Source organism: Pseudonocardia endophytica (assembly GCF_004339565.1).
GTDB classification, from domain to species: domain Bacteria; phylum Actinomycetota; class Actinomycetes; order Mycobacteriales; family Pseudonocardiaceae; genus Pseudonocardia; species Pseudonocardia endophytica.
This window is the reverse complement of record NZ_SMFZ01000002.1, coordinates 3394132-3408232: the sequence shown is the minus strand read 5'-3', so window position 1 is coordinate 3408232 and position 14101 is coordinate 3394132. Positions and strand designations below refer to the sequence as shown.

Below are 14101 nucleotides of genomic sequence, written 5' to 3'. Positions count from 1 at the left end.
GCCCTACCCTCCCCTGGTGCCCGAACCGTCGACGCTGTACCTCGTCAAGCGCCTCGAGCTGGCGATCCGCAAGGTGCTCGACGACGTCCTGCGCCCGCACGGCCTGACGGCGCCGCAGTACACGGCACTGACGGCGCTCGCCCAGCGCGACGACGCCGGGGCCGACGGTCTCACCTCGGCCCAACTGGCCCGGCGCTCGTTCGTGACGCCGCAGACCATGCACGAGCAGGTGATCGCGCTGGAACGCGCCGGGCTGGTCGCGCGCGAGCCGGACCCGTCGAACCGCCGCCTGCTCCGGATCCGCCTGACCGGGGCGGGCCGGAACCGGATGCGGGAGTGCGCCGACGTGGTCGCCGACCTGGAGGGGCGCGTCGACACCGCGCTGGGACCGGACGAGCGGGACGGGGTCCGGGACGCGCTCGGCCGGGCGCTCGCGGCCGTCGAACCGATGGCCCGCGGCTGACTTGCGATCCCGTCGCGACGTCCCTCATTATCAGGGACCCTGATATCGGAGGTGCCCCGTGCCCGGCGAGTTCACGACCGTCCGCATCGACGTCGACCCGGACGGCATCGGCTGGCTGTACTTCGCCCGCCCGGAGAAGCGCAACGCGATGAGCCCGACGCTCAACCGCGAGATGATCGAGGCGCTGGATCTCCTGGAGGCCGACGACGCCGTCCGCTGCGTGGTCCTCACCGGCGACGGCGACGCCTGGTCGGCCGGGATGGACCTCAAGGAGTACTTCCGGGAGGTCGACGACGCCCCGCCGCACGTCGAGGTCCGCGCCCGGCGGGAGTCCGCGGAGTGGCAGTGGCGCAGGCTGATCCACTTCCCGAAGCCGACGATCGCGATGGTCAACGGGTGGTGCTTCGGCGGAGCGTTCACCCCGCTCGTGTGCTGCGACCTCGCGATCGCCGACGAGGACGCCACGTTCGGCCTGTCCGAGGTGAACTGGGGCATCCCGCCCGGCGGGCTGGTCTCGCGGGCGCTGGCGGAGACGCTCCCGTCGCGCGACGCGCTCTGGTTCGTGATGACCGGCGAGACGTTCGACGGCCGCCGCGCCTCCGAGATGCGGCTGGTCAACGAGGCGGTACCGACCTCCCGGCTGCGCGAGCGCACCACCGAGGTCGCGCGGAAGCTGGCCGGGATGAACACGCACGTGCTGCGCGCGGCGAAGGTCGGGGTGAAGAAGGTCCGGCAGATGTCGTGGGACACCGCGGAGGACTACCTCTACGCGAAGCTCGACGCCGCCACCGGCCACGACCCGGAACAGGGCAAGCAACAGGGGCTCGGCCAGTTCCTGGACGACAGGACGCTGCGCCCCGGGCTGGGCGCCTACGAGCGGGGCTGAGCCGTGCTCACGCTGCGCGACGAGGGGCTCGGCTCGTGGCTGCACCGCCGTGCCCGCACCCGCGCGGACCGGCCGGCGTGGTCCGGCGCCGGTGAGCCTCCGGTGACCTACGCCGAGGCCGCCCGCCGGTGCGACCGCGTCGCGCACGGCCTGGCCCGCCGCGGGATCCGGCCCGGCGACCGGGTCGCCTATCTCGGGCCGAACCACCCGTCGTTCCTGGAGGCGCTGTTCGCGACGGCCGCGGCGGGTGCGGTGTTCGTGCCGCTCAACACCCGTCTCACCGTGCCCGAACTGCGTCATCAGCTCGACGACAGCGGCGCGACGCTGCTCGTCGTCGCCCCCGGACAGGATGCCGGCGGCCTGGAGACCGGCACCGTGACCGTCGACGATCTCGACGACGGCGTCGACGCCGGGCCGCCCGGTCTCCCGATCACACACGCGGACCCGGCGGTCATCCTCTACACCTCGGGTACCACCGGCGCGCCCAAGGGCGCCGTGCTCACCCACGGCAACCTGACCTGGAACGCGCTGGACGTCCTGCTCGACGTCGACGTCCGGGCCGACGAGCGCGCACTCGTCTACACGCCGCTGTTCCACTCCGCGGCGCTCGGGATGGTGACGCTGCCGGTGCTGCTGCGCGGCGGCCACGTCGCGCTCCAGCCGTCGTTCGACGCGGCGACCGTGCTCCGCCGCGTCACCGACGAGCGGATCACGCTGATGTTCGGCGTCCCGGCCACCTACGACGCCGTCGCCGCGCTGCCGGAGTTCGACGCCGCCGACCTGTCGTCGTTGCGCACGCTGCTGTGCGGCGGGGCGCCCGTCCCGGTCGCGACGATCCGGACATGGCAGGACCGTGGGCTGGTGTTCCTGCAGGGCTACGGCATGACCGAGGCCTCACCGGGGGTGCTGCTGCTGGACGCCGAGCACGCGACGCGGAAGGCCGGGTCGGCCGGTGTGCCGCACTTCTTCACCGACGTCCGCGTCCGGACCCCGGACGGCGCCGACGCCCGGCCGGGGGAACGCGGCGAGGTGCTGGTCCGCGCCCCGCACCTGATGGACGGCTACTGGGGACGCCCGGACGCCACCACCGAGGCGATCGAGGAGGGCGGCTGGTTCCGCTCCGGTGACGTCGCATGCGTGGACGACGACGGCTACGTCCGGATCGTCGACCGGCTCAAGGACATGTACGTCTCCGGCGGCGAGAACGTCTACCCGGCCGAGGTGGAGAGCGCCGTGCACGACTTCCCCGGCGTGGCCGACTGCGCCGTCGTCGGTGTCGCCGACGAGCGATGGGGCGAGGTCGGGCGTGTCGTCGTCGTGCCTGCGGCCCGGGCGCGGATCGACCCGGACGAGCTGGTCGCGTTCCTGCGCGGGCGGCTGGCCGGCTACAAGGTGCCGCGCTCGGTCGTGTTCGCCGACCACCTGCCCCGCACGCCGTCCGGGAAGCTGCGCAAGAACGAGATCGCCGCGACGCACGGCGGCCGAGGGGAACAGAGCGGCGACCCGGGCACTTGAGGCATGCATGCCCCCTGTGACCCGCGGCTTCGTCGGCAGGCGCCGCCGGGACGTCCGCCTCCCACCCGGCCAGTACGACGTCGGCGACCAGTGGCCGGTGCTGACCGCCGAGCGCGCCCCGCACCTCGACACGGACCGCTGGACGTTCCGCGTCGAGGGCCTGGTCCGGCGCGAGGTCGAGTGGACGTGGGACGAGATCCGCGCGCTGCCCCGCGACCGGTGGGACGGCGACATCCACTGCGTCACGACGTGGTCGAAGTTCGGCATGCGGTTCGACGGCGTCCCGGTCGACACGTTGCTCGAGGCCGCCGGTCCGCTGCCGGAGGCACGTTTCGTCGTCGCGCACTCGCACTCCGGCTACACGACGAACCTGCCGCTGGCCGACGTCACCGGAGGGCGGGCGTGGGTCGTGTTCGAGGCACAGGGCAGGCCCCTGACCCGCGAGCACGGCGGTCCGGCCCGGCTGCTCGTGCCACACCTGTACTTCTGGAAGAGCGCGAAGTGGGTGTCCGGGCTGCGACTGCTGTCCGACGACGAGCCGGGCTTCTGGGAGCGCAACGGCTACCACGACCGCGGCGATCCGTGGCGCGAGCAGCGCTTCCAGGGCGACTGATGGCGGGCGGGATGGACACCACCGCCCGGCGCACGCTGCGCTGGCAGGCGGCGACCGTCGTCGGGATCCGCGACGAGGCGCCGCGCGTGAAGACGTTCCGACTGCGTCTCGAGCGCGTCTCCGACCACCTCCCCGGCCAGTACTACGTGCTGCGCCTGACCGCTCAGGACGGGTACACGGCGCAGCGGTCGTACTCGGTGGCGTCGGCGCCGGACGGCTCGGACGAGATCGAGCTGACCGTGGAGCGGCTCGACGACGGCGAGGTCTCGGAGTTCCTGCACGACGTCGTCGTCCCCGGCGACGTGCTGGAGGTGCGGGGCCCGGTCGGCGGCTGGTTCGCGTGGACGGGCGACGTCCCGGCGCTGCTGGTCGCAGGCGGGTCCGGGCAGGTCCCGCTGGCCGCGATGCTGCGCTACGCGCGCGACCGCGGACGCCCCGACCTGGTCCGGATGCTGGTCTCGGTGCGCACGCCGGACGACCTGTACGCCGGGCTGGACGGGCCGGAGGTGACCGTCGTGCACACCCGGCGCGCGCCGCTCGACGCGCCGCGCCCTCCGGGACGGCTGACCCTGGCCGACGTCGCGCCGCTCGTGCGCGGCGGCGAGACCGCGTACGTGTGCGGGTCGGCCGCGTTCGCCGGCGCTGCGACGGACCTGCTGGCCGCGGCCGGGGTGCCGGACACCGCGATCCGGATCGAGCAGTTCGGGCCCACCGGCGGCTGACCCTCGACAGATCCGTCCGGTACCGCCGGGTCGAGTTCCTGGTGCGCACGCTGTCCTGAGCGCCGGCCCGCGATCGTCGCTGGTCACGGCCGTCACGCACCGCGCACGGGACACTGCACGACGGAGCGATACCGTGCGGGGATGATCGGCACGCGGGTCCGTGGCGCCCTCGTCGGCGTCGCCGCGCTGGCGCTGACGGGCTGCAGCGCAGCGGTCGTCGCCCCGACGACGGCCGCCGGGCAGGCGGCCGACGCGCCCGGCGAGTGGTCGCAGCGGCCGGTCGTCGACGCGTCACTGGACATCGCGCCGGACCTGGCGACCGCGACCGGCACCGAGACGGTGACCGTCACACCGGACCAGCCGGTCTGCGAGCTCGTGTTCCGCGTGTGGGCGAACCGGCCCAGCACGGTCGTCGGCGGCACGTCGTCCACGGTCACCGGTGCGTCGGTCGACGGGAACCCGGTCGCGCCGCGTGTCGACGCGGCGGGCGCGCCGCCCGGGGCGCCGGGCACGCTCGTCACGCTGCCGCTGGCGGCGTGCGCCCGGGCCGGGACGCCGATCCGCGCCGACCTGCGGTTCACGCTGGCGATCGGCCGCGGCGACGCCGACGAGCGCGTCGGGCACGCCACCGACACGGACACCGCATGGCTCGGCACGCCGATGCCGCTGCTCGCGTGGGTCCGCGGCGAGGGCTGGGAGCGCGACCCGGCCGTCCGGATGGGCGGCGAGTCGGCCGTCTCCGAGGAGTTCCGGCTGGCCGCGCTGCGCGTCACGGCCGGGACCGACCAGGCCGTCACCGGCACCGGGACGGAGACCGGCACGTCGTCGCCGGCGCCGGGTCGCACGACGCACACGTACACGGCAGAGTCCGTCCGGGACGTCGCGGTGGCGGCCGGGGACTTCGCGCTCACCGAGGCGACGGCCGGCGGGACGCGGGTGCACGTCGCGGTCCCGAGGGCCGGTTCGATCGGCTCCGGACAGGAGTGGGCCGACGAGACCACCCGGCAGCTCGCGGCACTGGAGAGGCTGCTCGGCCCGTACCCCTACCCGGACCTGTGGGTCACGGTCGCGTCCGGGCAGGTCAGCGGCATCGAGTTCCCGACGCACGTCCAGTTCGGCGACGTCGGCCGGGTCACCCGGCCATCACTCGTCGCACACGAGCTGTCCCATCAGTGGTTCTACTCGCTCGTCGGGAACGACCAGTCCCGCGACCCGTGGCTCGACGAGTCGTTCGCGACCTTCGCCGAGGCCACCGTCGCCGGCGAGCGGGACACGTACCGGCTCCGCGCGCCGGGCGACCCGGACGTGGTCGGACCGATCGGCGCGCCGATGGCGTTCTGGGACGCACGCGGCGGGTTCAGCGCGTACTCGGTCGGTGTCTACGAGCAGGGCGCCGCCGCTCTGCTGGAGGGGCGCGACCGGGTCGGCCCGGAGCGCTTCGACGCCGCCCTGCGCGCCTACATCGGGGCGAACGCGCACCGCGTGGCGCACCCGTCCGACGTCGAAGCCGCGTTCCGGGACCTCCCGCAGGTACTCGACGTGCTCCACGAGCGCGGCGCGTTCCGTACCTCATAGTTCTGGCCCTCGACCTTCTACACGGAGTAGAACTATGCCTGAGTTCTACACACGGTAGAACCTCGGAGGGGATCCGATGGACGCGCTCGACCTGGCCCGATGGCAGTTCGGGATCACGACGATCTACCACTTCCTGTTCGTCCCGCTGACGATCGGGCTGTCCGTGATCGTCGCGTCACTGCAGACGGCGTGGGTCCGGACCGGGCGCGAGGACTACCTGCGCGCCACGAAGTTCTTCGGGAAGCTGTTCCTGGTCAACTTCGCGATGGGCGTCGTGACCGGGATCGTGCAGGAGTTCCAGTTCGGGATGAACTGGAGCGCGTACTCGACGTTCGTCGGCGACGTGTTCGGCGCACCTCTGGCGATGGAGGCGCTGCTCGCGTTCTTCCTGGAGTCCACGTTCATCGGTCTGTGGATCTTCGGGTGGGACCGGCTCCCCCGCCGCGTGCACCTGGCCTGCATCTGGGCCGCCGCGATCGGCTCGAACCTGTCCGCGTACTTCATCCTGGCCGCCAACGCCTGGATGCGGCACCCGGTCGGCTACGAGGTCGACCCGGTGACCGGGCGGGCGCGGATGACCGACATCGGCGCGGTACTGACGAACGACCAGGCCTGGTCGACCTACCTGCACGTGGTCTCGGCCGCGTTCGTGATCGCCGGGCTGTTCGTCGCGGCCGTCAGCGCCTACAAGATCATGAAGAAGCGGTGGGACCACCCGTCGGAGAAGGGGATGTTCCGCCGCACGATGCGGGCCGGGTTCCTGGTCACCGCGGTCGCCGGTGCGTTGCTCGCGATCTCCGGGGACCACCAGGCGAAGCTGGCCGCGACCTACGAGCCGATGAAGCTCGCCGGCGCGGAGGCCCTGTGGGAGACCGAGCACGGAGCGGGCTTCTCGCTGTTCGCCGTCGGCGACATCCAGGGCAGCCGCAACCACATCAACGTGCAGGTCCCGAAGGTGCTCTCGTTCCTGGCCACCGGCTCGTTCGACGGCGACGTGCAGGGCATCAAGAACGTGCAGGCGCAGTACGAGGCGATGTACGGGCCGGGCGACTACCGGCCGAACATCGCCGTCCTGTACTGGTCGTTCCGGCTGATGATGGGGCTGGGCATGGCCGGGGTCGCCGTGTCGGTGGCCGGGCTGTGGCTGACCCGCCGTGGACGGCTGCCGTCGCCGGCGGGGTGGCGGCGATGGATGTACCGCGCCGTGGTCGTCGCCCTCCCGTCGGCCCTGGCGGGCAACATCTTCGGCTGGGTCCTGACCGAGATGGGCCGCCAGCCGTGGACCGTGCACGGTGAGCTCCTGACGGCGGCGAGCGTGTCGCCCGGGGTCTCGCTCGGCGAGGTGGCGACGTCGTTGACCGCGTTCACGCTGCTCTACGGCGTGCTGGCGGTCGTCGAGTTCCGGCTGCTGCTGCGGTACGTGAAAGCCGGCCCGGGCGCGGTGATGCCGTACCCGTCCTCACCAACCCCCGGCGACTCCCCCCGCGAACCGGCCTTCACCTACTGATCGGGAGGAGCCCACGATGGATCTGCCCACTGTCTGGTTCGTGGCCGTTGCGGTGCTCTGGACGGGCTATCTGGTGCTGGAGGGCTTCGACTTCGGCGTCGGGATGCTGCTGCGCGTGCTCGGGCGTACCGAGGACGACCGTCGCGTCGCGCTCGGTGCGATCGGTCCGGTCTGGGACGGCAACGAGGTCTGGCTGATCACGGCCGTCGGCGCGATGTTCGCGGCGTTCCCGGTCTGGTACTCGTCGATGTTCTCCGGGCTCTACCTGCCGGTGCTGGCCGTCCTGCTGGCGCTGATCGTGCGCGGGGTCGGGCTGGAGTACCGGGAGAAGGTCGACGACCCCGTGTGGCGCGCCCGGTGGGACGCCTGCATCGCCGTCGGGTCGCTGGTGCCCGCGTTCGTGTGGGGGCTCGTGCTGGCGAACCTGGTGCGCGGCATGCCGTTCTCGTCGGCCGGGGTGGTCGACGCCGGGTTCACCGACGTCGTCGACGGCTACGCGCTGCTCGGGGGCCTCACCGTGACGGCGCTGTCGGTGCTGCACGGCGCCGTGTTCCTGGCGCTCAAGACCCGGGGGCCGGTGCGCCTGCGTGCCCGCAGGCTCGCTGTCGTCGCCGGCGTTCCGGTGATCGTCGTGGTGGCCGCGTTCCTGTGGTGGACGGTGTCGCTGCGGCCGGGTTCGTGGACCGTTCTCGTCGCGGGCGGCGCCGCCCTCGCGCCTGCCCTTGCCGTGGTCGCGGCGGCCCGCGGTCGTGAGGGCTGGGCGTTCACGGCGACCGCGACGGCCGTGGCAGGGCTCGCGGTCGTCGTGTTCGGCTCGCTGTTCCCCGCCGTGCTGCCGTCGACGACCGATCCGGCGCTGACGCTGACGGTCGCGAACGCGTCGTCGGCGCCGTACACGCTCGGGATCATGACCTGGGTCGCGGCGATCTTCCTCCCGCTGGTGCTCGCCTACCAGGCGTGGAGCTACTGGGTGTTCCGCCGCCGTCTCGGTGGTGACCCGGTCGCGCCGGAACCCGTGGCGACGACATGACCTCCACGGCGCCCACCCACCCCGCTCCCACCCACCTCCCCTCCGAACGAACGGCACCTTCGGGCAGTGACATTGCACGAACGGCACCCTCGTTCGGGCACGCGACGGGAGGCGGCCACGGAGCGGCCGACCCGCGGGGCGGCGCCGTGCTCTGCTCACCGATACGCGACACCGACCGGACCGGCGACGACACGTCCGGCCCACCCGAGCGGTGCACCGAGGTGAGCAGAGCACAGCCGGCGCCGGAGGAGCCGCCGGAGCCCGCCGGCGGGCCGCCGGTCGATCCGCGGCTGCTGCGCGTCGCGAGTGCCGTGCGCGGCCACCTCGTCGTCAGCGTCGTGTGCGGTGCGGCGTTGACCGGGCTGATCCTGCTGCAGGCCTGGCTGATCGCCCGCGTCGTCGCGGGGGCTACCGACGGCGCGGACCTGACCACCCTCGCGCCGCTGGTCGCGCTCGTCGCGGGGGTGGCGGTGGCCCGGGCGGTGCTGGCCTACGGATCCGAGTCCGCCGCGCTGGCCAGCGCCGCCCGGGCCAAGTCCCAGCTGCGGATGCGCCTGGTCCGCCACCTCGCGTCCCGGCCGCCGGATCCCGACGGCCCCGGCGCCGGCGAGCTGGTCACGCTCGCCACCCGCGGGCTGGACGCGCTCGACGACTACATCGCCCGCTACCTCCCCCAGCTCGTGCTGGCCGTGATCGTGCCGGTCGCGGTGCTGGTCGTGATCACCGACGCGGACTGGATCTCGGGCGCCGTCGTCGCCGTCACGCTGCCGCTGATCCCCCTGTTCATGGCGCTGGTCGGGATGCACACCCGGTCCCGGACCCGTCGTCAGTGGCGGATGCTGGCACGCCTCGGCGGGCACTTCCTCGACGTCGTACAGGGGCTGCCGACGCTGCTGCTGTTCCGGCGGGCGGCGGCCGTCGCCGAGAAGGTGCGGGAGACGACCGACGCGCACCGGCGGGCCACGATGGGGACACTGCGGATCGCGTTCCTGTCCGCGTTCGTGCTCGAGGTGCTGGCGACGCTGGCGGTGGCGCTCGTCGCCGTCGAGGTCGGGCTGCGGCTGCTGTCCGGGAACCTCGACCTCGGGACGGCCCTGCTCGTGCTGATCCTGGCGCCGGAGGCGTACCTGCCGCTGCGCGAGGTCGGGGCCCGGTTCCACGCGAGCATGGAGGGTGTCGCGGCCGCACGACAGGTGTTCGACGTGCTCGACGGTCCGCGCTCGTCGGCCGCCGACGCGCCCGACGCGCCCGACGCGCCCGACGCGGGATGGTCGACGGTTCGGCCGAGCCGCCGGACCATGATCGGTGGATCGGACCGGATCAGGGCGGAGGACAGCCTCGATCCGGACTCGACGGCCGATCACCCGCGAGCGGCGGGGCCGATGATCGACGGTTCGGCGCGCGTCGGCGCCACCCACGGCACCGATCCGCACCCGACCGGCGATCACGCGACGGCCCCGACCTCGGAGATCGACGGTTCGGCGCGCAGGCGTGCCGTCCACGGCACCGATCCCCACCGGACCGGTGATCACGCGGGAACGACGCTCGACCTGGACGGCCTCGTCGTGCGCCATCCCGGCCGCGAGGACGCGGCGTTGGACGACCTCTCGCTGCACGTGGCCGCCGGGGAGTCGGTGCTGGTCCGGGGCTGCAGTGGTGCCGGGAAGAGCACGCTGCTGGCGGTGCTGCTCGGGTTCGTCGAGGCCGAGGCCGGGTCCGTGCGCGCCGACGGAGCGGACGTCCGTGGCCTCGCCCCGGACGCGTGGCGGCGGCGGATCGCGTGGGTCCCGCAGCACCCGCACCTGTTCGCGTGGTCGCTGGCGGACAACATCGCGCTCGGTGAACCGGACGCGGCCCGTTCGGACATCGAGCGGGCCGCGGGACGGGCCGGGTTGGACGCCGTCGCGGCCGCGCTCCCCGACGGCTACGACACCCCGCTCGGCGAGAACGGCACCCGCCTGTCCTCCGGTGAACGGCAGCGGGTCGCGCTGGCCAGGGCGTTCCTCCGGGACGCGCCGCTGGTTCTGCTCGACGAACCCACCGCGCACCTCGACCCGGACACCGCCGCAGCCGTGCGCTCGTCGGCTGCGGAGCTCCTCCGCGGGCGGACCGCGCTCGTCGTCGCCCACGACGACGGCTGGGGCGACCTCACCGGCCGCACCGTCGAGCTCCGCGACGGCCAGGTTGCGAACGAACGCCACACCTGCGCCGCCGGGACGGAGCCGCACGCGCGGACGGTGCGGCGCGCCCTCGCGGGCGCCGACGCGGCGACCGAACCCGGCCCGTCACCCGACCCGGCGAACGAACGTGACACCCGTACCGACGGAGCGGACGAACGCCACGTTCGTGCGGGTGGGGTGGGCTCGCGCACGCGGGCGGAGTTGTCCTGGACCACCGGAGCGGAGCCCCACGGGCGGGAAGTCCGCGCCGCGCTGGCGCCGGTGCTGCGGCCGAGGAGCCGGCAGATCCTCGCCGGGGCGCTGCTCGGAGCGGCCGCGACGGCGTGCGGGGCCGGTCTCCTCTCGCTGGCCGCATGGTTGATCGCGACGGCCGCCACCCAGCCGCCGATCACGGCCGTCGCGGTCGCGGTCGTGCTCACGCGCGCGTTGGGCGTCGGGCGCGGGGTGGCCCGCTACGCGGAACGTCTGGTCGGGCACGACGCGGCGCTCCGTGCGCTCGCCGACGTCCGGGCGCGCGTCTACGCCCGTCTGGCCGCAACCGGACCCGTCCGCCGCCTCCGGACGGGCGATCTCGTCAGCCGGCTGGTCAGCGACACCGAGTCGGTGCAGGACGTGGTCGTGCGCGGCGTGGTCCCGGTGGCCGCGGCCGCCGTGGCCGGGTCGGGCGCGGTGATCCTGGCCGGGGCGCTGTTCCTCCCGGGCGGGCTCCTGCTCGCGGCCGGGCTGGTGCTGGCCGGCGTCGGTGTACCCGCGCTGGCCGCGGCCACCGGTCGCGGGCCCGCCGCACGGGCCGCGCGGGACCGGGCGGGCCTGTCCACGGCACTGGTCGACACGCTGCACGGCGCACCGGACCTGATCGCCTACGGCGCGATGGACCGGTCCGTGGACGCCGTCGCCGACGCGGATGCCCGGCTCACCCGGTGCGCCCGGCGCGACGCGCGGGTGCTCGGCCTCGGGGCCGGTGCGTCCGCGCTGGTGGCGGGCCTGACGCTGGCCGGGGCCCTGCTGCTCGGGGTCGGCGCGGTGGCCGGCGGGACGCTCGGTGCGATCCCGATGACGGTGCTGGTCCTGACCACGCTGGCCGCGTTCGAGATCGTCGCACCGCTGCCCGGACTGGCTGCACGGGCCGGAGCCACCCGGGCCGGGGCGCGGCGCGTGGCGTCCGTGCTGGCCACCCCTGCGCGACGTGCAACCGCTCCCCGTCCGGACCGAGCCGTTTCCGTTCCGAACGCCGCCACTCCCGCCACTCCGAGCGGAGGCGACCCGGACCCCGGCGACGCCACTCACCGGCCGGCCGGACCCGGCTCACACGACATCCGGACACCCGACTGCCGGCGGACCGGCAGAGGGGGCGCCCACGCCGTCGCACCCACCCCCCTGCCGACCGGAGGCGACCTGCGGATCCGCGGACTGACCGTCGCGTACCCCGGTGGTCCCCCGGTGCTCGACGCTCTCGATCTCGACCTCCCGGCGGGCGCTCGCCTGGCGCTGGTGGGTCCGAGTGGTGCCGGGAAGTCGACACTGGCCGGCGTCCTGTTCGGATTCCTCGAGCCGGGCGCGGTGCGGGCCGGGTCGGTGACGCTGGACGGCGTCGAGCTGCTCGGGCGGGACCCGGACGAGGTCCGCGCCGTCGTCAGCGGCGTCCCGCAGGACCCCCACGTGTTCGACTCGACCGTCCGGGAGAACCTGCGTCTCGCCCGCCCGGACGCGACCGACGCCGAGCTCCGGGACGTGCTCGACCGCGTCGGACTCGACCGCCTGCACCTCGAGGAGCTGGTCGGCACCCACGGCAGGCGGCTGTCCGGCGGCATGCACCGACGGGTCGCCGTCGCCCGCGCCCTGCTCGCCGACCCGGCCGTACTCGTCCTCGACGAGCCCACCGCGCACCTCGACCCGGACACCCGCGACGCCGTCCTCGACGACGTGCTCGGCGCGACCGCGGGCCGCTCGGTGCTGTTGATCACCCACGACCCGGCGTGCCTGGACCGCGTGGACGCCGTGCACCGGCTGGCGCCGGTGACGAGGGGGTAACGAACCCGGTGATCGTTCCGACGGCGACGATCGGGGCCCCGAACCGCTGAAACCGAGGGCTCCGAATACCGTGGAGCCGGCTCTCAGCACGGTCACAGGGGCCCGGTGCCAGTCTGTGCCCGTCCGATCTTCCCGCGACGTGAAACATGAGGTCATCCAGCGTGCGAGCGCGTTCCCGACACCCTGCCGCCCCGGTCCGCCGGACCGGCGCTCTGGCGGCCCTTCTCGTGGCCGTGCTGGCGCTCGCCTCCTGCTCGTCGTCGGGATCCGGATCCAGCGCGCCGACCACCGCCGAGGACGCGTCGGCCCGCGCCGTCGACCTCGATCAGGGATGGACCTGGAACAAGCAGCCCGGCCCGATGGAGCTCGGCGTCACGCACACCCGCCAGAGCCTCGACGACACCGAGCCCGCCGAGGCGCGCGAGCGCGGCACGCAGATCCTCGCCGGAAGCGGCGAGGAGTACCAGAACCACCACCTGATGGGTTTCGGCACGCTGAACCCGGAGCCCGCGCCCGGCCAGTACGACTGGTCGTCGCTGGACCGCCGGATGCAACTGACGAAGGACACCGGCGGCAAGGCGATGCTGACGCTCTGCTGCTCGCCGGACTGGATGAAGGGCGGACAGCCCGGCCAGACCGACTGGAGCACGATCGAGCAGGCGCCGACCCCGGACCACTACGGGGACTACGCGACGCTCGCCGCCGAGGCCGTCACACGTTACCCGCAGGTCGACCGCGTGATGGTGTGGAACGAGTTCAAGGGCTTCTTCGACGACGGCCAGAACCGCTGGAACTACGAGAACTACACGAACTTCTACAACCAGGTGTACAAGGCCGTGAAGGCCGCCCGGCCGGACATCCAGGTCGGCGGTCCCTACGTCGTCATGGACAGCGTCGCCCAGGGCTCGCCGTTCGCCTCGGACGTCAGCGGCCCGTGGGGGACGCTGGACCGGCGCCCGCTGGAGGTCCTGGACTACTGGCTGAAGAACAAGGCGGGGGCCGACTTCGCCGTCGTCGACGGGTCGACCACGAACAAGGGCGTGCAGGACGCGATCAGCCCGGTCGACGTCGGAGCGCAGAAGTTCGGCGTCGTCCAGGACTGGATCTCGAAGCGGGCGCCGGAGCTGCCGGTCTGGTGGGCGGAGTTCTACGCGAACGTGCCGGCCGACGCGAAGGCCGGTTACGACACCGAGGCCAGCGCCGTCTCGACGCTCGCCGTGGTGGCGTCGATGAGCCGGTCCGGTGCGGGAGGTGCGCTGCTCTGGGGCCCGGAGGGCGACGAGGGCCTGGACTACTCGTCGCTGTGGACCCCCGCGTCCGAGGCGAGCGGCGGGCAGCCGACCCCGCTGACGGACCCGTGGCGCTGGCTGGTTCCGCGGCTGCGGGACGGCGACGTCGAGATCGGACGCTCGCAGACGAACTCGCTCGCCGCGTTCCGCGATGCGGACGGCAACGCGCTGCTGATGAACCTCAGCGAGAACCCGGTCACGGTTCCCGGGCAGGAGGACCTCCCGGGCTGGTCGGTCGTCGAGGTGCCGGCCACGACCTGATCACCGGTGGGCCGGGCGGACGGCTCCGC

General features: G+C 73.7%; 10 protein-coding genes. All 10 read left to right on the top strand.

Features of this window, described 5'->3' with window-relative positions:
- Positions 1 to 16: 16 nt before the first annotated feature.
- The 10 genes from EV378_RS34495 (at position 17) to EV378_RS34435 (ending at position 14072) form a co-directional block, all read left to right on the top strand.
- On the top strand, positions 17 to 463 hold the full coding sequence (locus tag EV378_RS34495) for a MarR family winged helix-turn-helix transcriptional regulator (RefSeq protein ID WP_424511266.1): 447 nt from the start codon (positions 17 to 19) through the stop codon (positions 461 to 463).
- A 58-nt stretch (positions 464 to 521) separates the two neighbouring features.
- Entirely contained in the window at positions 522 to 1349 is an 828-nt protein-coding gene (locus EV378_RS34490) for a p-hydroxycinnamoyl CoA hydratase/lyase (protein ID WP_132432156.1), read from the top strand.
- A gap of 3 nt (positions 1350 to 1352) precedes the next feature.
- The gene (locus tag EV378_RS34485) at positions 1353 to 2864 is read left to right on the top strand and encodes an acyl-CoA synthetase (protein ID WP_341540462.1); all 1512 of its coding nucleotides are present in this window, start codon (positions 1353 to 1355) and stop codon (positions 2862 to 2864) included.
- A 7-nt stretch (positions 2865 to 2871) separates the two neighbouring features.
- Complete coding sequence (locus EV378_RS34480) at positions 2872 to 3477, top strand: sulfite oxidase-like oxidoreductase (RefSeq protein ID WP_132432154.1); 606 nt, start codon at positions 2872 to 2874, stop codon at positions 3475 to 3477.
- An 11-nt stretch (positions 3478 to 3488) separates the two neighbouring features.
- Positions 3489 to 4199, top strand: a complete 711-nt coding sequence (locus EV378_RS34475; protein WP_243653907.1) for an FAD-binding oxidoreductase — start codon at positions 3489 to 3491, stop codon at positions 4197 to 4199.
- Positions 4200 to 4340: 141 nt separating this feature from the next.
- Positions 4341 to 5774 carry a M1 family aminopeptidase gene (locus EV378_RS34470; protein WP_132432150.1) on the top strand — a complete coding sequence of 478 codons (1434 nt, stop codon included), beginning with the start codon at positions 4341 to 4343 and terminating at the stop codon, positions 5772 to 5774.
- Positions 5775 to 5850: 76 nt separating this feature from the next.
- Positions 5851 to 7281: a cytochrome ubiquinol oxidase subunit I gene (locus tag EV378_RS34465; RefSeq protein WP_132432148.1), complete on the top strand. Its 1431-nt coding sequence runs from the start codon at positions 5851 to 5853 to the stop codon at positions 7279 to 7281.
- 16 nt (positions 7282 to 7297) lie between these two features.
- Complete coding sequence (gene cydB, locus EV378_RS34460; protein ID WP_132432146.1) at positions 7298 to 8311, top strand: cytochrome d ubiquinol oxidase subunit II; 1014 nt, start codon at positions 7298 to 7300, stop codon at positions 8309 to 8311.
- Positions 8312 to 8532: 221 nt separating this feature from the next.
- Complete coding sequence (locus EV378_RS36650) at positions 8533 to 12522, top strand: thiol reductant ABC exporter subunit CydD/CydC (RefSeq protein WP_165922621.1); 3990 nt, start codon at positions 8533 to 8535, stop codon at positions 12520 to 12522.
- A gap of 161 nt (positions 12523 to 12683) precedes the next feature.
- Positions 12684 to 14072 carry a glycoside hydrolase family protein gene (locus EV378_RS34435; protein WP_165922620.1) on the top strand — a complete coding sequence of 463 codons (1389 nt, stop codon included), beginning with the start codon at positions 12684 to 12686 and terminating at the stop codon, positions 14070 to 14072.
- Positions 14073 to 14101 lie beyond the last annotated feature (29 nt).

Coding starts and splice junctions, on each gene's coding strand:
- EV378_RS34480 (WP_132432154.1), top strand. CDS start 2,872: ATGCCCCCTGTGACCCGCGGCTTCGTCGGCAGGCGCCGCCGGGACGTC.
- EV378_RS34475 (WP_243653907.1), top strand. CDS start 3,489: ATGGACACCACCGCCCGGCGCACGCTGCGCTGGCAGGCGGCGACCGTC.
- EV378_RS34470 (WP_132432150.1), top strand. CDS start 4,341: ATGATCGGCACGCGGGTCCGTGGCGCCCTCGTCGGCGTCGCCGCGCTG.
- EV378_RS34465 (WP_132432148.1), top strand. CDS start 5,851: ATGGACGCGCTCGACCTGGCCCGATGGCAGTTCGGGATCACGACGATC.
- cydB (WP_132432146.1), top strand. CDS start 7,298: ATGGATCTGCCCACTGTCTGGTTCGTGGCCGTTGCGGTGCTCTGGACG.